General features: G+C 52.4%; 24 protein-coding genes. 7 read left to right on the top strand and 17 right to left on the bottom strand.

What is annotated here, in order from left to right:
- The first annotated feature begins 58 nt into the window (after nucleotides 1–58).
- Nucleotides 59–583: an SCP2 domain-containing protein gene (locus tag ACLJRE_RS02905; protein WP_000884721.1), complete on the top strand. Its 525-nt coding sequence runs from the start codon at nucleotides 59–61 to the stop codon at nucleotides 581–583.
- On the top strand, nucleotides 577–1,080 hold the full coding sequence (locus ACLJRE_RS02900) for a GNAT family N-acetyltransferase (protein ID WP_000908562.1): 504 nt from the start codon (nucleotides 577–579) through the stop codon (nucleotides 1,078–1,080). Before ACLJRE_RS02905 ends, ACLJRE_RS02900 begins: the two co-directional genes overlap by 7 nt.
- Here ACLJRE_RS02900 and ACLJRE_RS02895 read toward each other — a convergent pair.
- Entirely contained in the window at nucleotides 1,067–1,384 is a 318-nt protein-coding gene (locus ACLJRE_RS02895) for a GIY-YIG nuclease family protein (protein ID WP_000928379.1), read from the bottom strand. The two genes, ACLJRE_RS02900 and ACLJRE_RS02895, sit on opposite strands and share 14 nt — an antisense overlap.
- A gap of 37 nt (nucleotides 1,385–1,421) precedes the next feature.
- On the opposite strand from ACLJRE_RS02895, the gene ACLJRE_RS02890 reads away from it, so the two are divergent.
- A complete protein-coding gene (locus tag ACLJRE_RS02890; protein WP_000380407.1) occupies nucleotides 1,422–1,865 on the top strand; it encodes a YhbP family protein in 444 nt (147 codons plus the stop codon).
- Here the strand turns inward: ACLJRE_RS02890 and yhbO are convergent.
- Entirely contained in the window at nucleotides 1,845–2,363 is a 519-nt protein-coding gene (yhbO, locus tag ACLJRE_RS02885; protein WP_000037599.1) for a protein/nucleic acid deglycase, read from the bottom strand. The genes ACLJRE_RS02890 and yhbO overlap by 21 nt on opposite strands.
- Before the next feature lie 130 nt (nucleotides 2,364–2,493).
- On the opposite strand from yhbO, the gene ACLJRE_RS02880 reads away from it, so the two are divergent.
- Nucleotides 2,494–3,129 (top strand): NAD(P)H-binding protein, encoded by a 636-nt coding sequence (locus ACLJRE_RS02880; RefSeq protein ID WP_001552025.1) that lies wholly within the window; start codon nucleotides 2,494–2,496, stop codon nucleotides 3,127–3,129.
- Between the two features lie 66 nt (nucleotides 3,130–3,195).
- Here ACLJRE_RS02880 and dolP read toward each other — a convergent pair whose 3' ends face one another.
- The 4 genes from dolP to ACLJRE_RS02860 are packed head-to-tail and all read right to left on the bottom strand — an operon-like array spanning nucleotide 3,196 to nucleotide 6,788.
- Nucleotides 3,196–3,771 (bottom strand): division/outer membrane stress-associated lipid-binding lipoprotein, encoded by a 576-nt coding sequence (gene dolP / locus ACLJRE_RS02875; RefSeq protein WP_000643280.1) that lies wholly within the window; start codon nucleotides 3,769–3,771, stop codon nucleotides 3,196–3,198.
- A gap of 9 nt (nucleotides 3,772–3,780) precedes the next feature.
- Nucleotides 3,781–4,371, bottom strand: coding sequence for a DnaA initiator-associating protein DiaA (gene diaA, locus ACLJRE_RS02870; RefSeq protein ID WP_000893481.1), 591 nt, complete (start codon nucleotides 4,369–4,371; stop codon nucleotides 3,781–3,783).
- A gap of 21 nt (nucleotides 4,372–4,392) precedes the next feature.
- A complete protein-coding gene (locus ACLJRE_RS02865) occupies nucleotides 4,393–4,788 on the bottom strand; it encodes a YraN family protein (RefSeq protein WP_000057285.1) in 396 nt (131 codons plus the stop codon).
- Nucleotides 4,746–6,788, bottom strand: a complete 2,043-nt coding sequence (locus tag ACLJRE_RS02860; protein WP_000249221.1) for a penicillin-binding protein activator — start codon at nucleotides 6,786–6,788, stop codon at nucleotides 4,746–4,748. The genes ACLJRE_RS02865 and ACLJRE_RS02860 overlap by 43 nt, the downstream gene beginning before the upstream one ends.
- 63 nt (nucleotides 6,789–6,851) lie before the next feature.
- On the opposite strand from ACLJRE_RS02860, the gene rsmI reads away from it, so the two are divergent.
- Nucleotides 6,852–7,715 (top strand): 16S rRNA (cytidine(1402)-2'-O)-methyltransferase, encoded by an 864-nt coding sequence (gene rsmI, locus ACLJRE_RS02855; RefSeq protein WP_410957307.1) that lies wholly within the window; start codon nucleotides 6,852–6,854, stop codon nucleotides 7,713–7,715.
- A 157-nt stretch (nucleotides 7,716–7,872) separates the two neighbouring features.
- Here rsmI and ACLJRE_RS02850 read toward each other — a convergent pair whose 3' ends face one another.
- The 10 genes from ACLJRE_RS02850 to ACLJRE_RS02805 all read right to left on the bottom strand — a co-directional run bounded on the left by ACLJRE_RS02850 (nucleotide 7,873) and on the right by ACLJRE_RS02805 (nucleotide 17,510).
- On the bottom strand, nucleotides 7,873–8,646 hold the full coding sequence (locus ACLJRE_RS02850) for a DeoR/GlpR family DNA-binding transcription regulator (RefSeq protein ID WP_001083899.1): 774 nt from the start codon (nucleotides 8,644–8,646) through the stop codon (nucleotides 7,873–7,875).
- A gap of 110 nt (nucleotides 8,647–8,756) precedes the next feature.
- Nucleotides 8,757–9,800: a galactitol-1-phosphate 5-dehydrogenase gene (gene gatD, locus ACLJRE_RS02845; protein WP_023212279.1), complete on the bottom strand. Its 1,044-nt coding sequence runs from the start codon at nucleotides 9,798–9,800 to the stop codon at nucleotides 8,757–8,759.
- A gap of 43 nt (nucleotides 9,801–9,843) precedes the next feature.
- Nucleotides 9,844–11,217, bottom strand: coding sequence for a galactitol-specific PTS transporter subunit IIC (locus ACLJRE_RS02840; RefSeq protein ID WP_023212278.1), 1,374 nt, complete (start codon nucleotides 11,215–11,217; stop codon nucleotides 9,844–9,846).
- A gap of 3 nt (nucleotides 11,218–11,220) precedes the next feature.
- Nucleotides 11,221–11,505 carry a PTS galactitol transporter subunit IIB gene (gene gatB / locus ACLJRE_RS02835; RefSeq protein ID WP_000824293.1) on the bottom strand — a complete coding sequence of 95 codons (285 nt, stop codon included), beginning with the start codon at nucleotides 11,503–11,505 and terminating at the stop codon, nucleotides 11,221–11,223.
- A gap of 30 nt (nucleotides 11,506–11,535) precedes the next feature.
- Nucleotides 11,536–12,000, bottom strand: a complete 465-nt coding sequence (gene gatA / locus ACLJRE_RS02830) for a PTS galactitol transporter subunit IIA (RefSeq protein WP_000080444.1) — start codon at nucleotides 11,998–12,000, stop codon at nucleotides 11,536–11,538.
- A 14-nt stretch (nucleotides 12,001–12,014) separates the two neighbouring features.
- Nucleotides 12,015–13,292 (bottom strand): tagatose-bisphosphate aldolase subunit GatZ, encoded by a 1,278-nt coding sequence (gene gatZ, locus ACLJRE_RS02825; protein WP_058109002.1) that lies wholly within the window; start codon nucleotides 13,290–13,292, stop codon nucleotides 12,015–12,017.
- Nucleotides 13,293–13,483: 191 nt separating this feature from the next.
- Nucleotides 13,484–14,290, bottom strand: coding sequence for an HPr family phosphocarrier protein (locus tag ACLJRE_RS02820; protein ID WP_001175244.1), 807 nt, complete (start codon nucleotides 14,288–14,290; stop codon nucleotides 13,484–13,486).
- On the bottom strand, nucleotides 14,277–15,704 hold the full coding sequence (locus ACLJRE_RS02815) for a PTS fructose transporter subunit IIC (protein ID WP_000719914.1): 1,428 nt from the start codon (nucleotides 15,702–15,704) through the stop codon (nucleotides 14,277–14,279). Before ACLJRE_RS02815 ends, ACLJRE_RS02820 begins: the two co-directional genes overlap by 14 nt.
- Before the next feature lie 26 nt (nucleotides 15,705–15,730).
- On the bottom strand, nucleotides 15,731–16,645 hold the full coding sequence (gene pfkB, locus ACLJRE_RS02810) for a 1-phosphofructokinase (protein WP_000640685.1): 915 nt from the start codon (nucleotides 16,643–16,645) through the stop codon (nucleotides 15,731–15,733).
- 10 nt (nucleotides 16,646–16,655) lie between these two features.
- Nucleotides 16,656–17,510 carry a tagatose bisphosphate family class II aldolase gene (locus ACLJRE_RS02805; RefSeq protein WP_000469985.1) on the bottom strand — a complete coding sequence of 285 codons (855 nt, stop codon included), beginning with the start codon at nucleotides 17,508–17,510 and terminating at the stop codon, nucleotides 16,656–16,658.
- Between the two features lie 333 nt (nucleotides 17,511–17,843).
- Here ACLJRE_RS02805 and ACLJRE_RS02800 point away from each other — a divergent pair, with 333 nt between their 5' ends.
- Entirely contained in the window at nucleotides 17,844–18,677 is an 834-nt protein-coding gene (locus tag ACLJRE_RS02800; RefSeq protein WP_001118368.1) for a DeoR/GlpR family DNA-binding transcription regulator, read from the top strand.
- 10 nt (nucleotides 18,678–18,687) lie between these two features.
- Entirely contained in the window at nucleotides 18,688–19,635 is a 948-nt protein-coding gene (locus ACLJRE_RS02795; RefSeq protein ID WP_001027806.1) for a sugar kinase, read from the top strand.
- Nucleotides 19,636–19,874: 239 nt separating this feature from the next.
- Here ACLJRE_RS02795 and garD read toward each other — a convergent pair whose 3' ends face one another.
- Nucleotides 19,875–21,446, bottom strand: a complete 1,572-nt coding sequence (garD, locus tag ACLJRE_RS02790; RefSeq protein WP_001273723.1) for a galactarate dehydratase — start codon at nucleotides 21,444–21,446, stop codon at nucleotides 19,875–19,877.
- Nucleotides 21,447–21,480: the final 34 nt, after the last annotated feature.

Raw genomic sequence — 21,480 nt, 5'->3', positions numbered from 1 at the left:
CATGTGATTTATTGGATATGGCAAAATAACAGGACTATTGAAACAGGGAGTAAAGCTCGTGTTAGATAAACTGCGTTCACGCTTAGTCCATGCTGGCCCGTCTCTGATGAGTGTACCGGTTAAACTGACGCCCTTTGCGCTAAAGCGCCAGGTTCTGGAACAGGTTCTGAGCTGGCAGTTTCGTCAGGCGCTGGCCGATGGAGAGCTGGAATTCCTCGAAGGTCGTTGGTTAAGCATTCATGTTCGTGACATCGACTTAAAATGGTATACCACAGTTGAAAATGAAAAGCTGATCGTTAGCCAGCAGGCGGATGCCGACGTCAGTTTTAGCGCCGACGCCAGCGATCTGCTAATGATAGCTGCCCGTAAACAGGACCCGGATACGCTCTTTTTCCAGCGTCGACTGGTCATTGAAGGCGATACTGAGTTAGGGTTGTATGTGAAGAATCTGATGGACGCCATCGAACTGGAGCAGATGCCGAAAGCGTTACGCGTTATGCTGCTGCAACTGGCGGATTTTGTTGAGGCGGGTATGAAAAACTCGCCGGAAACCAAACAGACCTCGGTAGGTGAACCATGCTAATTCGAGTAGAAATTCCTATTGATGCGCCTGGTATTGATGCGCTGTTACGCCGTTCATTCGAAAGCGATGCGGAAGCGAAGCTGGTTCACGATTTGCGTGAAGATGGTTTTCTGACGCTCGGACTGGTGGCCACGGATGATGAAGGCCAGGTGGTGGGCTATGTCGCCTTTAGTCCGGTTGATGTGCAGGGCGAAGATTTACAGTGGGTCGGCATGGCGCCGCTGGCGGTCGATGAAAAGTATCGCGGGCAAGGGCTGGCGCGCCAGTTAGTGTATGAAGGGCTGGATTCGCTCAACGAGTTCGGCTACGCGGCGGTCGTGACGTTGGGCGACCCGGCGTTATATAGCCGCTTCGGTTTTGAACTGGCCGCGCATTACGATCTTCACTGCCGTTGGCCCGGTACGGAAAGCGCTTTCCAGGTACACCGTTTGGCTGAGGATGCGCTGGAAGGCGTGACGGGGCTGGTGGAGTATCACGACCACTTCAATCGTTTTTAAGCACCGGCGTTTGCAGGCTGGACAGCAGCGCCTCAAACGCTTCGCGTTCCGTCACAAGGCGCTCCTTCTGGCGCTTTGTGAGCTGTTTGATGCGATACTCTATGCGCAGGGCCAGCGAGCGATCGCCGACCTGCGCCGCAAACGCCAGCGTTAACTCGCCTTTTCCCCGTAATGCTTTTGCGCCTTTTCCCGTTTGATGCTGCCTGTAACGACGCGCCACATCGGTGGTTATTCCGGTGTAAAGCGCATTGTCTGCGGTACGAATCAGATACAGATACCAGGGTGTCATTGTCGCCATCAGCATGATAATTTTCAGGTTCCCAGTATAAGCGAGAATAAAGATGGACACACTTACCGCTATTGGCCGTTGGCTGGCGAAACAACACGTGGTGACCTGGTGCGTACACCATGAGGGAGAGCTGTGGTGCGCCAATGCGTTTTATTTGTTCGATGCGCAAAACGTCGCGCTGTATCTGTTAACGGATGATAAAACCCGCCATGCGCAAATGTCCGGCGCGTGCGCGCCAGTTGCGGGAACGGTCAATGGTCAGCCGAAAACGGTGACGCGCATTCGCGGCGTACAGTTTAAAGGGGTAATTCGCCGTCTGGAGGGGCAGGAGAGCGACGCCGCGCGTAAAGCTTACCTTCGTCGCTTCCCGGTCGCCAGGGTGCTGCCAGCGCCGGTATGGGAAATCCGGCTGGATGAAATTAAATTCACCGACAACACGCTGGGGTTTGGTAAAAAACTGCACTGGTTACGCGACTCACGCGCCCAGCAGGCGTAGCGCCTCGCGGTTAAATGCCGGCAGGTCGTCAGGCGTGCGGCTGGTCACCAGCTGATCTTTATCGACGACGACTTCCTGATCGTAAAATTCCGCGCCCGCATTCTTCACATCGATAATAATCGGTTTCACCGCCGTGAGTTTGCGGCCACGAATGACATCGGCGCTGATCAACAACTGTGGGCCGTGGCAAATGGCAAAAACCGGTTTACCGCTGTTAACGAAATCGCGGGTAAAATCCACGAAACGGCTGTCGCCGCGCAGGTAGTCCGGCGAATGACCTCCCGGCAATAGCAAGGCGTCGAACTCGTCGGGGCGAACGTCATCAATAGCCTTATCAATGGTGACGCTGGCCTCGCCTTTTTTTCCTTTCACCGTTTTACCCGCCTCTTTTTCGATGGTGATGACCTCATGGCCAGCCTGACGGAATTCTGCTGCCGGCGAGGTAAATTCTGAATCTTCAAATTCATCGGTAATCAAAACGGCAATTTTCTTACTCATGCGTTTCCTCCGCAGTGGTGGCGTCGGGTAAGGCAAATTTTCCACAATGATGGATACTTACCTCGTAGACTATTAAGCCTGGTCGATAGGGCCGAGAGTGCAAGGTGGACAAATCTGTAAAGGAGCGAGGATGAGTCAGGTACTGATTACCGGCGCGACCGGACTGGTCGGCGGACATCTGCTGAGAATGTTAATCAACACGCCGCAGGTGAGCGCTATCGCCGCGCCGACGCGTCGTCCGCTGACGGATATTGTCGGCGTTTATAACCCTCACGATCCGCAGCTTACCGACGCGTTAGCTCAGGTGACCGACCCGGTAGATATTGTTTTTTGCTGCCTGGGCACGACCCGGCGTGAAGCGGGAAGTAAAGCGGCGTTTATTCATGCGGATTATACGCTGGTGGTTGATACCGCGCTGACCGGGCGTCGACTGGGCGCGCAGCACATGTTGGTGGTCAGCGCAATGGGAGCAAACGCGCACTCTCCGTTTTTCTACAATCGGGTGAAAGGAGAAATGGAGGAGGCGTTAATCGCGCAAGATTGGCCTCGTTTGACGATTGCCCGGCCTTCTATGCTGCTCGGCGACAGAACAACGCGGCGGGTGAATGAAACGCTTTTCGCTCCGCTATTCCGGCTGCTGCCCGGAAACTGGAAATCGATTGATGCGCGGGATGTGGCGCGGGCCATGCTGGCGGAAGCGCTGGCGCCAGCACAAGAAGGCGTGACGATTCTGACCTCATCGCAACTGCGGGAAAAAGCGGGGTAGCGAAGCCGGATGATTTACCGGATGGCGACGCGGTTTACACATTTTTATCGCCACCCGGCACACCGGTTACTTAATATACGTAAAGGCGGTGGTCACGCGTTTCACGCCGCTCACCCGGCTGGCGATGTCCGCTGCCGCTTTACCTTCACGTTCAGTTACCAGGCCCAGCAGGAATACTTCGCCATTTTCGGTGGTGACTTTCACATTTGACGATTTTACCTGATCGCTGGTCAGTAGCTGTGAGCGAACTTTCGTGGTGATCCAGGTATCGTTAGAGGCGGTCCCCAGGCCGATAGGCTGACCCTGGCGAATCTCGTTATAGACCTCGGTGGTGCCTTCAACGCCCATCGCTATCTGTTTCGCGCGTGCGGAGAGTTCGCTGTTTGGCGACTGGCCCACTAACAAAACTTTGCCCTGATAAGCCGTGACATTGATGCGCGTCTCTTTTTTGATTTGCTCATCTTTCGACAGCGCGCTGCTGACACGCAGTTCCAGCGTTCCGTCATCCACCTGGGTGCCCACGCTACGCGGGTCGGTTGCGGCTTTGGTGCCGACGGCTGCCGTACCCACTACCGCGGCGGCGACGCAACCTTGCAATAGCAACGCAGAAATAAGGACTGCGAGCGGCGAAAATGCCTTCATGTGTACTCCTTAATCATCCTGGTGAGGAAAAAGCGTGTTATCGATCAAATCGCACAGGCAGTTTACCGTCAGCATATGCATTTCCTGAATGCGCGCGCTGTGATGTGAAGGGATACGAATTTCAACATCCTGCGGCCCTAATAGTCCGGCCAGCTCACCCCCGTCATACCCGGTTAGCGCCACAATGGTCATGTCACGTGTGACGGCTGCTTCAACGGCTTTTACGATATCGCGACTATTACCACGCGTAGAGATCGCCAATAAAACATCGCCTGCATGTCCCAGCGCCCGGACTTGTTTTGCATAAACTTCATCGTGCAGGCGATCGTTAGCGATCGCAGTTAAGACCACATTATCGGTATTTAGTGCAATGGCGGGTAAACTGGGTCGCTCCGTTTCAAAGCGGTTAATCATGCTGGCAGCAAAATGCTGTGCGTTGGCCGCGGACGTCCCGTTTCCACAACAGAGGATTTTGTTGCCGTTAAGCAGGGAATGAACCAGCGTCATGGCGGCGCGGGAAATGGCATCCGGAAGCGCTTCCGCCGCAGCAATTTGAGTTTGAATGCTTTCTGTAAAGCAAACTTTGATTCTTTCGAGCACGCTAATCCTTAAAATCTTCAATTATGAGTGGTCGTTAAACGCATCCCGAAACCACTCAATCTCATTTCCGGTGAAGGCTAACACATCGAACCGACAATCCACAGTATCAAAACTCCCATTCTGGCGGGCGAGCCACAAGCGGGCAGTATGTAATAATTTGTGTTGCTTGCTGCGGGTCACACTAGCCGCCGCGCCGCCATAAAGCCCGGAGCGCCGATAGCGGACCTCAACAAAAACCGTCGTTTTTCCGTCACGCATGATCAGATCGATTTCGCCGCCGCGCTCGCGCACGTTGGCGGCGATAAACCGCAGTCCTTTGCTTTCCAGCCAGCGACGCGCGGCAGCTTCCCACGCGTCGCCAGCCTGTTTACGCGTTAGCTGGCGGGAACAATCTCCCCTTGCTGGTATTTGAGCCATGATAACTTCCTGTTAATTACACAATCCGGGCTGGCAGTTAATGCGCCGGTATTACCATTGATCTCAAACCCCTGCACCTGACGCATCTGCGAAAAGTGGTTCGCCAGCGTCCAGGCATCCACGCCCATGGCGTACATCCGCGCCAGAGAATAGTCGTTATGTACAGCGCTCAGCGCCTGCTGCATCAACGGCATATTGCCGCCTGCCAGCATAGGAATTTCACTGTATTGTAAACCTTCCATCTCCAGACGGAAGTCGGGGCCGGAGGTGCCTTGCGCGCTGCGGGAGCTGGCATACAGCGTCGCGCCGCTCTGGGTGCCGTTACGCATGGCGATCATCGGTTTGATAAAGCCAATCTCTTCCGGCGTAGCCAGAATATAGACCGCGTCTACGCGTCCGCCGCCGGTGATTTGCGCGTCGGTCGGCGGCGCAGGGATAGTCAGACCGCCAATGGTGACGCCCGGCTGCGCAGGCACGCTGGCGGCGACCGGACTGCCCGTCAACGCGATACCCGCGCCGCCGTTCACGCCCATTTTGAGCTCGGCTACGGAGCCGAATTTTTGCTGTAATACGATGCCGCCGCCCAGTTTTTGCCACTCCTGGGTGAAGGCGTTCGCCACGCGATCGCCAAGCGCGCTGCGTGGGATCAACAGCAGCGGCGACTGCTTGCCCTGGTCATAAATATGATGCGCCGCGTCACGGGCTTCATCTTCAGGAGAGAGCGCGAAATAGCAGATATTAGGGAAGCTACGTACAGTTTCCGGCTGGTTGAGCGCCAGCACGTTGAGCGGCGTGTTGCTTTTCATCAGCGCTTCCACATTGTTTTTCAACAGCGGCCCGACCACGATACTGGCGCCGTCTTGCTGAACCTGAGCGAGCACCTGATCCAACGGCTGGGAAGAGGTATCGTAGATTTTTAATTCAGCGGAGGGATCCGCCGGCGCGCTTGCTGTAGCAGGGGGAGTTTGTGGCGCGCTGACTGGCGTAGCGGACTGGGATGGAGCGTCATCAGTCAGATCGCTCACCGAGGCCTGCGACGGACTGGCGACGCCGTTGGTCATTTGTGGTTGCGTCTCCTCCACGCCAGGTTCGACCGGCGCGTCAGGCGCGGCGGCAGGCTGCATTTCCACCGCCTGGGTGCCGAGGTTTTTCGCGGCTTCGAAACCTTGCTGGATGGTACGGCCAAACACGGCAGCCTGACCGTTCAGCGGCAGCAGCAGAGCGATTTTGCTGGTGGAAGCTGGTTTAAAACGTTGTACATTGACGAGCTGCGTCGGCAGCATTTTCGCCCCCGGATTTTGCGGGTAGCGTTTTTGCCAGTCGGCGATCCCGGCTTTCAGCATGTCCGGATCGTTGCGGTTGTCAAACCAGACGCGTTGCAGATCCAGCCAGCCCTGAAGCACATTTTCATCGGCGTTGATAACCAGCGTCCTGGCCTGATCCGGCGTCATGGCGGAGAGCGCCTGCCAGGTGGCGTCGATATTTTTTTGTTTCTCTTTCGCCGCCAGTAGCGGTTCCTGGGCGATTAACGCCCGCAATAGGGTAAGCGACGGGCGTCCCTGGCTGGCAACGATCTGCGCCTGCCAGTAACGCGCTTGCTGATGTGGCGCAAAGTCGGCGGGTTTTAGTTTATCCAGCAAGGCCTGCGCGCCTGCGACATCTTTTTGCGCCAGTTTGATTTCTACCGCTAATAAAGACTGTTCGCGACGCTGGGCATCATTCAGATTTTGCGGGAGTTGGTTGAACAGGTCGACGGCCTGCTGGCTTTTTCCTTCTTTCAGCAGTGCATGAATGGCGAGTAATTGCCAGTTGGTCTTGCTATCATCTGCGCTTTGCTGCATCTGATGCAGGTAAAAGGCGGAGTCAGCTTGCGCTGAACCCTGCATATAGGCTGCGCTTTGATCTGGCGCCTGGGTGCCGCACCCGGCGAAAAGTAGCGCAGCCAGGACGACAGGCAGCGCGCGCGCGGCGTTCAAACGAGAAAATGTTGAGGGTACCATACTGTATCCAGTGATATTTTTTTACGCAATGCTCAATATTAAATCGGCAATACGGACGACACAATGAAACAAAACGAATCGGCGGATAATTCTCAGGGCCAACTCTTTATTGTACCTACTCCTATCGGGAATTTGGCTGATATTACTCAACGCGCGCTGGAAGTTTTACAAGCCGTTGATTTAATTGCCGCTGAAGACACTCGTCATACCGGTTTATTGCTGCAACATTTTGGGATTAATGCCCGGTTGTTTGCGCTGCACGACCATAACGAACAACAAAAAGCGGAAACGCTGGTCGCGAAGCTAAAAGAAGGGCAGAACATTGCGCTGGTTTCCGACGCCGGTACGCCGCTAATTAATGACCCCGGCTATCACCTGGTACGTACCTGCCGTGAAGCGGGGATTCGCGTGGTGCCGCTACCGGGGCCGTGTGCGGCGATTGCCGCCCTGAGCGCCGCTGGCCTGCCATCCGACCGTTTCTGCTATAAAGGCTTTTTACCGGCGAAATCCAAAGGCCGCCGTGATGCGCTAAAAGCCATTGAAGCGGAGCCGCGAACGCTGATTTTTTATGAGTCAACCCACCGCCTGTTAGATAGCCTGGAAGATATCGTCGCGGTATTGGGAGAATCCCGCTATGTGGTGCTGGCGCGTGAGCTGACCAAAACCTGGGAAACCATTCACGGCGCGCCGGTCGGCGAGCTGCTGGCGTGGGTCAAAGAAGATGAAAACCGTCGCAAAGGCGAAATGGTGCTGATTGTCGAAGGGCATAAAGCGCAAGAAGACGACCTGCCCGCCGACGCGCTGCGCACGCTGGCGCTGCTACAGGCAGAACTGCCGCTGAAAAAAGCGGCGGCGCTGGCAGCAGAAATTCACAGCGTGAAGAAAAATGCGCTGTATAAATATGCGCTGGGGCAGCAGGAAGAGTAAAAGCGAGCGCCCGGGAACCGCCTTTTATCGCCATCGCGTTAATACTCAATCAGGTGATTGATGTGGGTAAAGTGATGGGGGCATTGGGCGGTGATAGCGGGCCGGGCCTTTCCTTCGGGCTTACTCTCGCGATCAGCAACGCATAACCGACTCCTTTTTAGACGATCATTAGTTCCACGCCTGTTTTCGCTAATGCCGCTTTATCCTGTTTGCTGATGGTGTCATCGGTTATCACACAATCGATCTTGTCCATCGGCAATACCTGGTTAAAGCCGCGACGGTTAAATTTGGTCGCGTCCAGTACCGCGATAACTTTGTGTGCCGCCGCCGCCATGACGCCGCTAATGGAATAACCTTCGTTAAACGTGGTAATACCGTTTGTCGCATCAATGCCATCCGCCCCGACAAACATGACATCGGCGCTGATGCCGTGTAGCGATCGTTCCGCAATCGTGCCGTGCATTGAGTGGGTTTTATGCCGTACCGTACCGCCGCAGACCACCAGCGTGAGATCTTTATTTTCTGATAGCGTAAAAGCGGCAGGCAAGCTGTTAGTGATCACCGTAATATTGCTTTTTCGCGCGAGCGCTTCCGCAATCAGTAATGTTGTGCTCCCGCTATCCAGAATGATGGTCATTCCTTCTTCAACCATTGCCGCAGCCGCCTGGGCAATCCGCTTTTTCGGATCGCTGGCGAGTTGATACCGATCTTCCAGAATGACTTCCTGATTGTCGCCTTCCGCCAGATGACTTCCCGGTTTTGCCGCGCCGCCATGAAAACGGGTGACAAGGCCTTTCTCTTCCAGCAGACGCAGGTCAGCACGGATAGTCACTTCAGAAATACCAAAGGTATTTGAAAGGTCCATCACCAGCACGCTGCCTTGCGTATTAATCAGGTCGACAATTTTATTTCTTCGCTCAAATGAGTTCATATTGATTTGCCTGATAATTAACTGTAACTAGTTTAAACGAAGGATTGCGAAAGGTGAACGCTAAATTTCGAAAGGAAATGTGAGCCAGCGCAGGTTGCTGGCTCGTACCATCAGGAAAGTTGAAGTAGGATTTTGCCCTGCATGGGCGCGCCATTAAGCGCTTTGACTGCTTCTGCAAAGCTTTCCGCATCGCCGCGATGGGCAATGAGAGGGGTCAGTTGAAGACGTTTTTCAGCCAACAGGCGCGCTGCGGTTTCCCATTCTTCTCCTGGCCATGGCGCGGAGTAGTTCATCCAACTGCCGAGGAGCGTGAGCTCTTTACGCAAAATTAGCCCGAATGTACGCGTTGTCAGGGTGAGATCGTGATGTAACGTCCCCACCAGCGCCAGTTGCGCGCGCGGCCCGGCGATATCGATAGCCAGCGAGACGGTCTGGGGAGTTCCTGCCGTTTCGAGAACCAGTTGATCAAACTGAATGTCGGACAACGCGGTCTGGATGTCGTCGGCGGTCATTTCCCGGCTATTACAGGTATGCGTTGCGCCGAGCGCTTTCGCCAGTTCCAGTTTCTGCGGATTGATATCAATCGCCGTTACGCTTCGCGCGCCCAGTTCCCGCGCGCACTGTAAGGCCAGCAGGCCAATTGTCCCGGCACCAACGATAATTACGTTTTTCCCCTCGCAGCCCTGCGCCAGATGAAAGGCGTGTAAGCCCACGGTAATCGGTTCGATAAACGCGCCATCTTCAATCGGCATATCAGACGGCAAGCGGAAAAGATTGGTCCGTTTGACCACCACATATTCCGCATTACCGCCTTCGCTGCGCGATCCTACAAACTGATACTGTTTGCATAAAGAAAAGTAACCGCGTTCGCATTGCGGACAGTGAAAGCAGGGAAGAAGCGGGACACAAGCGACGGCATCGCCAGGCTGCATATCCGTTACGCCTGTGCCGTAGGATTCAACGTAGCCGCTGAATTCATGACCTAACGTAATAGGATAATAATGGGCGCCCTGCGCGAAAATACGCGGGATATCCGATCCGCAAAGCCCTGAGCTAACGACTTTGACCAACACATCGTCCTCGGCTTGCAGTTGTGGTAAGGGGCGTTCTTCAACGCGCACGTCTCCCTCAGCGTGAATAACCACTGATTTCATAACATTCTCCAGGAAGGTGAGGGGAGCGATTGCTCCCCTAAAATTAAGAGGCGATTTGATTTTGCTGTAGCGCCGTGGCTTTCTCAGCCGCAACAAACTGTCGGGCGCGACGCCAGGTCAGCAGTACGCCGGCCAGATAGATAATGGCAATGACGGCGAAGCCGACGATATTCTGCCAGGTAAAAAGTTGAATCAGCAGCCAGGTGATGGGGGAACCGCCCTGATCCAGCGAGGCGACTTGTCCGCCGGCTTTTAGCGCTCCGGCATTGGCAGCCAGTTGGGTATGCAGGCCAATCGTCTGCGTGGCTATCCACAGGGTGATACCCATGATAATGACACCTGAAATCAGCGTGCGGAACAGGTTGCCCTGGTGTACCGCGACCGCCATCGCAATAAAGAAACCGATGGTGGCGAGGTCGCCGAACGGCAGCACCTGGTTCCCCGGTACTAAGACGGCAATCAGGATGGTCAGCGGAATGAATATCAGGCTCGCGGAGACAACAGAGGTATGACCGAGCAGTAGCGCTGGATCAAGGCCTATCAGGAACTCCTGCCCGCCAAATTTGGCCTGTAGACGTTTACGCGCATGTTTCGCGATAGGCGTTAGGCCATCCATAATAGGTTTAATGACGCGTGGCATAAGCAGCATCACCGCTGCGGTTTTGACCGCCAGTTGCAGAACGGCTTTGGCGTCGTAGCCTGCCAGCACACCAATCACCAGCCCCATCACGAAGCCGACAGTCACCGGCTCGCCAAACGGTCCGAAGCGTTTCTGAACATCATCTGCGCTAAAGCGAATACGATTGAGGCCCGGAATTTTTTCGATGATGGTATCAACGAGCACCGCCACGGGGCCCAGGTAGGCGGATGAACCGTGTGGGATAGCAATCCCCTCGAGGCCAAAATAGTCGCGGGTATCTTTGGCAAACCAGTCCCCCAGTTTGTAGACAAAGGCGGCATGAACCACAACGCCCAGAATCCCCAGCCAGTATGAACCGGTCGCCAGATGCAGCATGGCGCCCGTAAAGGTCATGTGCCAGATATTCCAGATATCGACATTCACCACGCGGGTCATGCGGGTCACCAGCATCAGGACGTTAACCCCGATAGCGACAGGGATCGCGACCAGCGCGATTTGTGACGCCCAGGTCATGGGCGATGAACCCGGCCAGCCGACGTCAATAACGTGGAGATTGATTTGGAAATGTTCCGCCATGGCTTTTGCCGCGGGGCCGATAGAATCCAGCATCAGGCCGATGACCAGACCAATACCCACGAAGCCGATACCAATATGCAAACCCGATTTAAAACAATCCCCAAGCTTCATTCCCAGCAGTTTAGAGAACACGATGATCACCAGGGGCAACATCACCGTTGGGCCTAAGTCGAGGATATAACGCATTATTTCGCTAAACATACGTTACCCCATGAGAATGGACAGAATTTTTTGCTGTAATGCTTCAATACCCACGCCGGAAACAAAAGGCATACCGTGAACGACGGGAATATCGCCAAAGGCGCGATCGACCCTGGCAGTGGTACAGATAAGATCGGCTCCGTCCATATAGGTTTCGATTTCGGTGACCCGACATTGCACTAAGTCGAGCTCAATATGGTTGGCATCACATAGCTCTTTAATTTCTTCCGCAGCCATCGTTGAGGTTGCAACCGCACCGCCACAGGCCACAATTACTTTACGTTTCATAGGGTATTCCTCATTATTATCAATTTATTATCAAACCTGGGCGCACTGCTCAGGCTCAAGGATGGTTTCCTGAAAGCGTATCGCCAGTTCGGCATCCGGCGCGCTTAACAGGGCATCGAGGGTGCTCGGGTTCTGTAGCTCACTAAACAGGCGGCGCAGAAGTTTTAGCTGTGCCGCCGGGTTTTCAACGATTAAGGCGATGATTAACGAAACGGCAATCTCTTCGTCATCATCCGCCTGTTGAAACATGACCGGCTTATCTGGACGAATCAGATAGATAGCGGGTGATTTCGCATGAACCGCCTCGCAATGAGGGATAGCGACGGCGTGACGCTCCAGCGCAATGCCGGTAGGAAAAGACGCTTCACGTTCCACCAGCGCCTGCGGATAACTATCATGTACCACGCCTTTCGCCAGCATCTCTTTGCCAATGTGCGCCAGCGCCTGTTGGCTCGAGTCGAATGTGATTCCGGTTCGGACAAATAGTTGGCTCATAAATTCTCCATTATTCAGGCGACATCCGGCGTGCAACCGAAGCGATAAGCGCGCAGAACATCCTGAATTTTGTCAATAATCAGGTTATGCGGCGTAGGGGTGAGCACGCCCTCAGACAGGCGTTCAAACTGTACGGGCATAAACTGGCTAATTAATCCCAGCGGCAATGTGACGTTGTTCAGATTGGCGATTAACTTCTCTACGCTTTGACGAATACGCGGGTGCGGCCAGTAATAGCGAATACGGTCAGACAAACTAAAGTGGATGTCGACCATCGCCTGGCTCCAGGTTGGACGGTAGTATTTTTTCCAGTAGCCCGGTTCGTTTAGCATAACTTCATCAATGACCTCCAGTACCCGACTACGTTGTTCCGGGGAGATCAGCTCGTTTTCCATTTGCGCAAGTGCGAAAATGGCTTCGCGCAGCGCGAAAGTGAGCGCCGGGCCGACCTTCAGAATGGCGTAATGATCGCGAACGAGGGCGCGGTAGGCCTGTCGCGTCTGATAATCAGTCGAATGCGCTTCATAGACCATCGGCGTTTCTTTTATCCAGTCGGAAAGCGCTTTAGCGGCCTGCGGTTGATAGTGGATAATCTGTGTATGATCAAATTCTACGCCCGGCTGTACGACAATCGCGATAACCCGGTTCAATGCCTCATCCAGCCCCAGGGCGCGAAAAGCAGCCTGATGCGTTTGCAGCGTGCGGGCCGCATCCTGTTCGCGGGTAACATGCACGGCGTTAATGGCGCTGGCTTCCCCGCCAGGAACCGGAACTTCAGTGCCGATAACATAGGTTAAATGGCGTTTTTGTTCGTCGGTCGCCGTCGTTTCCGCTGCCTGGCAAAGCAGGGCGGCGCGTTTAGCGACAACCATTGGGTCCAGCGGCGTCGGGTCGTCAGCGCAGGACATAGAGGCATCAAGATGGATTTTGCTAAACCCGGCAGCGACGTAAGCCTTAATGAGTTCGACAGATTTTTCCATCGCCGTATCTGCCGGTTCGTTCTGCCAGCAGTTAGGCCCTAAATGATCGCCACCAAGAATCAACCGCTCACGTGGAAATCCCACTTCCTGGGCGATGCCATAGACAAAATCACGAAAGTCAGCCGGTTTCATGCCGGTATAACCGCCAAACTGATTCACCTGATTGGATGTGGCTTCAATCAATACTTTGTTGTCAGTGTTGAGATCGAAAAGCAGAGCTGATTCGATAACCAGGGGATGAGCAGAACAAACTGAACAGATGCCCAGATGTTCTCCTGCTTTATGACGAGCAATTATTCCTTTCTCTTTTATCTCCGAATTCTTTCGTTTATCTTCTTCGAAAGAATTTATAGGCTTTCGTAATGTTGTTTTGTGATTTTGATCTGATAAATGAAAGTTGCGAAAGAAAATGTAAGATGACGAAAGGGTATGTAATGTCTGTGATTTCACTTTGTCATGAAAAACCGTACCCGCCGGAGCGGGCACGGAGGAACAAACGAAGGCTAATTAAACAATCGAGATAGCCAACTGCGCTTTGGCTGCATGACTTCTGGTGGTGGGGTAACGGGAACGGTGATCATCTCGCCTGCACCAGAGGCGATAAGCTCCTCGATTTCACGTAGTGCCTGCTGTGCATCTTCGCCCTGCGCCCGGAACAACAAGCGATGCCCCTTTTTCGCGCCGAGCGACACCACCCGCATCAGGTTTTTCCCGTCCACCGGGCCGGAGGCGTTATCCAGATTTTCTACCGTAATGTGGCTTTGAAACTGTTTGATAAACTTCACCAGCACCGCACTGGGTCTGGCATGTAAACCATGCGGATTATGGATGACAAACGTTGCCTGCTCACCCTCCTGCAACTCCACGGCTGCTGGCGTATTGGTCGTCGATCCAGTCAGTAGCGTTAAAACCTGACTGGGGGATTCGGCTTTAGCCAATGCTTGCGGAATAGCGTCATCGCTGAGCACGCGAGTCAGTTGGCGCAAAATCTCAAGATGTTCATTGGAGCGCGCGGCAATTCCGGTGACCAGATACGCGGTGTTGCCGTCACCCCAGTCAACGCCGTAGCGAAAAACGATTACCTTTACACCGGTTTGTAATACCGCATCGCGAGACTCTGGCGTACCGTGTGGGATCGCGATTCCATTGCCCAGATAAGTGGAAATCTGTGCTTCGCGATCCAACATGCCGCGTAAATAGTCAGGCGTGGTATTGCCAGCCGCAGATAACTTTTCCACCACACGGTGCAGAGCGGTGACTTTATCGAGGCGCTCATCGCTGACAAAAATATCGTGTTCACAGAGCTGCATTCTGACCTCCAGCCTTTACTACAGGAGTTGTGTTGACTGAATTTTTGCGCACAGCCCACAATCTCCATAGGCCAAGCATCACCGCACCACATGCAGAGCCCGCAAGGATACATAACACCCAGGCCAGCGGCTGACTCACCAAAGGTAAAATTAAGAAGCCGCCGTGAGGAGCCGGAACCTGAATACGCAAGCTGTAGCTAAGTACCGCGGAAATGCTGGAAGCAATCATCATCATCGGGATGACACGCAAAGGATCTTTCGCTGCGAAAGGAATCGCGCCTTCAGTGATGTGTGTACAACCGAGGATATAGTTAACCATGCCTGCGGCACGTTCTTCCTCGCTAAAACCTTTTGGAAAGAAGGTGGTCGCCAGAGCAATTACCAGTGGTGGAGTAATACATGCGGCAGACACACCAGCCATAAAGTAGAAGTTGCCCTGGCCCAGTAAAAGCGTGCCGGTGACATAAGCGGCTTTGTTTACCGGGCCGCCAAAGTCAAAGGAGCACATTGCACCCACCACAATACCCAGCAATATTGGATTCGCTTCCTGTAGAGATGCCAGCCAGTTCATCATGCTATTATTGATAGCTGCGACAGGTTGCCCAAGCAGCGACATCAACACGCCAATAACCAGTACGCCAATGAGCGGCATAATAAAAATCGATTTCAGGCCTTCATACTGACGCGGTAAGCCTTCGAGTCGATTCTTTACCCATAACATCAGGTAACCGGCGGCGAATCCGGCAATTATCCCACCGAGAAATCCTGCGCCGGTAGCATTTGCCAGTAAGCCGCCGACAAATCCAGCCACCATCCCTGGTCTGCCAGAAATAGAGAATGCAATATAAGCGGTAAAGACCGGAACCATAATCGAAAAGGCTTGCTGACCGATTTTCATTAGCATAGCGGCGGTTGCATTGTATTCAGCTGAATTAGGATCAGCGGAATAAATCCCCCATAAAAACGACACCGCAATTAATATGCCTCCGGCAACTACAAAAGGCAGCATATTTGAAACACCACTCATCAGGTGTTTATAAATTTGTCGCCCAAGCGATTCTTTTTCGATAATTTCCGTTCTGGTGGTTGATTCGCCTTTACGTATTGGGGCTTCACCATTAATAACTTTGTTAATCAGCTCCGCAGGATGATGGATTGCTTCTTTTACCGGTACTTCAATAACCGGTAAACCATTAAAGCGATCAGGTAAGACATCTTTATCCGCCGCAATAATGACTCCGGCAATATCTACCAGATCAGCAGGTTGAATAGCATTTTCAACGCCACTGGCACCATTGGTTTCAACTTTTATTTCAACAGATAATTTTTTCGCGGCATTTTTTAAGGCTTCTTCAGCCATAAATGTATGCGCAATACCGGTAGGGCAGCCGGTCACTGCAATGATCTTTTTCATAAGCAGACCTTAAATTGTAATTTAACCTACAGCTTTCTGACGTGGATTTGCGAAAGTAAGGTTTCTATTGCCGCAAGTTGGCCTAATCCGGCAGAACTTGCGACATCAGCTCCTGTTGCACTGGCAAGAGATAAGGCATATTCCACTTCTCCTGTAGATAACCACTGGCTGAGAAAGGCGGCCAGTGCAGCATCGCCTGCACAGGCGGAGCTCACCAAATCAACTGTTGGCGCGCTACAAAACCAGTAATCAATCCCATTGGAGAAATACATTCCTTTAGCGCCAAGGGTTAGCAGAACATTTTGTGCACCAAGTGCATGTAAAGTGGTAAGAGTATTTTTCGCATCATTGTCGTCAGAGACAGTTAAACCGAATATTGCTTTAACCTCTTCATCATTTGGTTTAATTAATAACGGTTTGAACTCCAGTAACTGACGTAATGACGGATGACTAATATCTAAAATTACGCCGATATTTTTTTGCTGACAAATATGCATAATTTCTGCGTAAAAGCGGCTTTCAATACCTTGTGGCAGGCTGCCGCTTATCACCAGATATTCTGCATCGGGCAGTTGAGAAATAATCGTGATGATTTGTTGTTTACATTCATCTGGAATATATGAGCCAGGGTTGATCAGTTTATATTCCTGCTGCCCGTCATGAATGAAAATATTAATCCGCGTGGGTTCTTCTACCCATGCTGGTGTGACTGGCATTTTTCGGGTACGCAGGCTTTCTACAATATAATGCCCGGTGAAACCTCCAAAAATTCCTAATATATGCGCAGGTATTTGAAAGTGATCCAGAACCAGCGCAACATTTACCCCTTTACCATTTGGGCAAAACTCGGTGTGGTGAGTGCGATTGACAATATTTGGCTGTAAAGGATCGCTAAATATATTCATATCAATCGCGCTATTAAGTGTTAGCGTGTAGATCACAGGCGATTCCTCACAGTTGCCCTTCACAGCCGCAAACATGAATTACTTTGCGTACCACCTCTTTCATCGCCTGTTTTGCTGGTTGCATATAGTGGCGGGGATCATTGGCTTTCGGGTTTTGCAGGAAATACTCTTTTAAGGCGTCGGAGAAGGCGATTTTCAGTTCGGTGGCAACATTGACTTTGCATACCCCAAGGCTGATGGCCTGGCGAATATCGCTTTCCGGCAAACCAGATGCCCCATGCAATACCAGAGGGATATCCACCAGAGCGCGTATTTCTGCCAGTCGCTCAAAATCAAGTTTAGGTTCAGCGGCATACATGCCGTGTGCCGTGCCGATAGCAACCGCCAGCGAATCAATGCCGGTGCGCGCCACAAACTCACGTGCTTGCTGTGGATTGGTGTAAAGGGCATCTTTGCTGTCTACCACTAAATCATCTTCGATCCCACCAAGGCGGCCCAGTTCTGCCTCCACGCTGGTGTCGTAGCGATGGCAAAAATCGACCACGCTTTTCACCAGCGCCACATTCTCTTCAAAGGGAAAGTGGGAACCATCGATCATGACTGAACGGATCCCTGCCATAACTTTGCTTTCGATATCGGCTAACGATTCATGATGATCCAGATGAATGGCCAGTGGCAGATTGTATTCACGAGCCAGATCGCCCGCGATCGCCACAATGTTACCCATTCCGGCATAGCTAAACGTGCCTGGTGTTCCGGCAACGATCAGCGGTGAGCGCATTTCTGCGGCGGTTTCTACCACCACCTGCAAGGTTTCCAGGTTATGGATGTTAAAGGCTGGCACGGCATAGCCTGCATGCTGGGCCTTCTGGAGCATATTTTTACTGGAAATAATGAACATAGTGGTCTCCGTTTATAACTTTCGAAATTAAAGTTTAAAATAAAAATAACCTTCGTTTTGAAAGTAATGTAACGATCATTGCCACACATGATTGTGATCATCGACACAAAAGCAGGATAATTTTTCTTAAATGAAAGCAAAAATGTGGATTTAAATTTTGTTTTGTAAGTAAATAGGAGACGTGAAAATTCTATAATTAATTGATTTTATTGTTATGTTTTCCATTGAGCATTCGGTGACGTGGTGCAAAATTGACATCCCCTGTCAGAAGTTTAAAAATGAAAGTTAAAGCACGGGATAACTTCCCGACGAAGCGGAAAAAAAGGGTATGTTGTGGCAAAACCATCTACCAGCCTGTTGAAAAGGCGTCTGGACATTGCCGAAATCGTCCGTAAAAACGGCGAAATAAAAGTAGACGATTTGGCTGAAATGTTATCGGTTTCAGGGGTAACGATCCGTAATGATCTCAATTACCTGGAGCAACAAGGCTATCTGAAACGCTCCTTTGGCGGAGCGATTTACACGGCCCAACCCGTCAGAGCAGCGGTAAGCCATGAAGTGGTGCAGTCGCAGGCGTTAGAGCATAGCGTAGAGCTGGAACTGGCTAAGCAGGTTGCCCGTCTGGTCTGCGACGACGATACCGTGTTTCTGGGGGCCGGAGAGGTGTTGCGTAAAGCGCTTCCTTTCCTGGGCGATTATCGGGATCTGTGCCTTATCATCAACGATCTTAGCCATGTTGCGCCGGCCCGTGATTATATCGATGGTGAAATTGTGTTGTTGGGCGGTGTACTGGGGCGTAGTGGCCAGGCGCTGGGGGGCGAAATCGCCATCCAATCTTTGCAACAATTTCAACCGTCATGTTGTCTGGTGATGGTAGACCATATCAGCGAGGATGGCACGCTCAACGTGAAAAACGAAAGTGCAGCTGCTTTGCTAAGTGAATGCCTGCGCCTTAGTGGACAGAGTATTGCCGTGGTGGCGCAGCGTCCGATTCATGATGTGGCGCGTTATCCGGTAGGGAAACTGAATACGCTGAGCGCGATTATTACGCCACAGATTGTCGCCGCTGAGTACCACTCACGGTTTCTGGCCGACGGCTTAACCAACAGTTATACCAATAACGAATGTCTGACCTGGATAAACCCGACCCTGCATCAGGCAAGATGAAGGACAACGCATGAACATAACAATCGCAACATTGGGTGAATTGCTCGTCGAGTTTCTGGCAAAAAAAGAGAACCAGGGATTTTCCTCTCCGGGAGAATTTTGGGGGCCGTATCCCAGTGGGGCGCCCGCCATATTTGCCGATCAGGTTGCTAAACTTGGTTTTCGTTCATTGTTGTTTAGCTGTGTTGGCAACGATGCCTTTGGCGTTATGAATATTACCCGCTTGTCGCGCGATGGCGTAAATGTACAGGGAATTTCCGTACTGCCGAACGCCACAACAGGCAGTGCTTTTGTCAGCTACCGAAGCCAGGCCCAGCGCGATTTTATTTTCAACATGCCGGACAGTGCGTGCGGTTTGCTGAGTGCCGATCACCTTGATGAAACATTACTCAGACAATATCGCCACTTTCATATTATGGGATCGTCATTATTTTCCTTTCGTTTGATCGATGCCGTACGCAAGGCGATTAGCATTGTAAAAGAAAATGGTGGCACAATTTCTTTCGATCCTAATATCCGTAAAGAGATGCTAAAGATCCGCGAAATGTCGCAGGCCTTTGAATACATTCTTGATTACACGGATTTCTTCCTGCCAAGCGATGGCGAACTGGATTATTTCGGCCTGAGTAAATCCCGCGATGAAGAGAAAATTGTCGCAAGGCTTCACAAGCGTGGAATTGCCCACGTCATCATTAAACGTGGCGCCCGTGGAGCCAGTTACTATTCAAAAGACGAACAACATCATGTGGCTGGGTATCCGGTGAAGGTGGTTGATCCTACAGGCGCTGGCGATTGCTTTGGCGCAACCTTTGTTAGCCTGTTTCTTGCGGGATATTCCGTACCCGATGCTTTAGCCCATGCTAATGCCGCAGGATCGCTGGCTATCTCTGCGCGTGGGCCGATGGAAGGCACGTCCACGCTGGCACAAATTAAAGAATTGATGATGCAGCAGAATTGAGTAAAGGTGATTAATAGGCTGTCGTTATATTCGACATACCTCAAATTGCATGTGCTGCGACTCAAATTAGTGAGAAACGTAATGTTGCGCCTGGCAGAGAATTTCAATTTATTGAATTTTAATGCTTTTATGGTGGAGTGGGTGTTTTTGCCATATCCGGTATGAACATGGCGCAGTTTATCAAACATATGAAAACATGGCCCTTAAGCCATGTTTTGCGAGGCGCTTTCCAGAATAGATCAGGTCACAGGTGCCGGGTTAAACACTGCCAGCTGGTTATGCAATCCCCACTGGTCCGAGAAAGTCTTTTTCCGGCCGCTGGCGACATCGAGAATAAAGTGAAACAGCTTCCAGCCCACATCTTCGATTGTCTCTTCACCCGTGGCGATGGTGCCTGCATTGATATCCATTAAGTCATACCAACGGTTCGCCAGCTCGGTACGCGTCGCCATTTTAATGACCGGCACCGCCATCAGCCCGTAAGGCGTGCCGCGTCCGGTGGTAAAGACCTGTACGGTAATGCCGGAAGCGACCTGCTGCGTGCCGCAGACGAAATCGCTGGCGGGCGTCGCGGCGTAAATCAGGCCGCGTTTGGTGGGGCGCTGGCCCGGCGATAATACTTCGACAATGGCGCTCTTACCCGATTTAGCGATAGAGCCCAACGCTTTTTCCACGACGTTCGCCAGGCCGCCTTTTTTGTTGCCAGGGGACGGGTTAGCGCTGCGATCGGTTTTCCCCATATCAAGATAGTTATCGTACCAGGCCATTTCATCCAGCAGGCGTTTACCCACGGCTTCGTTGATGGCGCGCGGCGTCAGAAGATGAATGGCATCGCGCACTTCGGTGACCTCCGAGAACATGACGGTCGCGCCGCAGCGTACCAACAGATCGGAAGCATAACCCACCGCCGGGTTTGCCGTGACGCCGGAAAACGCATCGCTGCCGCCACACTGCATCCCGACGACCAGCTCGGAGGCCGGGCAGGTTTCGCGCTGGCGCTGGTTCAGTTTCGTCAGATGGCGTTCGGCGACCCGCAAAATATCGTCGACCATTGATTTAAAGCCGACATGCTGCTCGTCCTGTAAACGCACAATACTGGCGCTTTCAACGGCGATGGCGGGAACATCCTCGGTGCCTTCCAGCAGCCGTTCCGGCTGCAGTTTTTCGCAACCGAGGCCAATCACCATCACTTCGCCGCCAAAATTGGGGTTGAGCGCGATATTATGAATCGTGCGAATCGGCACGACCGCCGCCGGCGCGTTGATTGCCACGCCGCAGCCGTACAGATGGTTTAGCCCTACAACGCCATCGACATTCGGGTATTTGGGCAGGAGATCGCGCTCAATCACTTTCACCACATAATCGACCACGCCCGCCACACAGTGCACGCTGGTGGTAATGCCAAGCAGATTTTTGGTGCCGACGCTGCCATCGGCGTTACGATAGCCCTCAAACGTGTAGCCTTCCAGCGGCGGCAGCGGTTCCGGTACTTTGGTCGCCAACGGTAGCGTATTCAGCGGCGGCGCTTTTGGCAGTTCAACCAGCGACTCGTCGATCCAGCTTCCGCGCGGGATGTCGCGTACCGCATAACCGATGACTTCGCCATAACGGATGATTTCGCCGTGAGCGGGGATATCCGTCAGAGCGACTTTATGGCCTTGCGGAATATGTTCAGTCAGTTCCAGGCCATCCGGAAAACGTGTTCCGGCTTTAAGACCGTGGTCATTAACAATAATTGCGACATTATCGGTTTCATGTACTTTTATATAAAACGCCGATGGCGATTCCTGGCGAATTTCGATATTGGCCATTGTTCAACATTCTCCAGCCTGGATGATAGAAATA

It is taken from the genome of Salmonella sp. SAL04157, from assembly GCF_046551635.1.
In the GTDB taxonomy this organism is placed as follows: Bacteria; Pseudomonadota; Gammaproteobacteria; order Enterobacterales; family Enterobacteriaceae; genus Salmonella; species Salmonella enterica.
The sequence above is the reverse complement of the archived record's forward strand: the minus strand, read 5'-3'. Positions and strand labels throughout refer to the sequence as shown.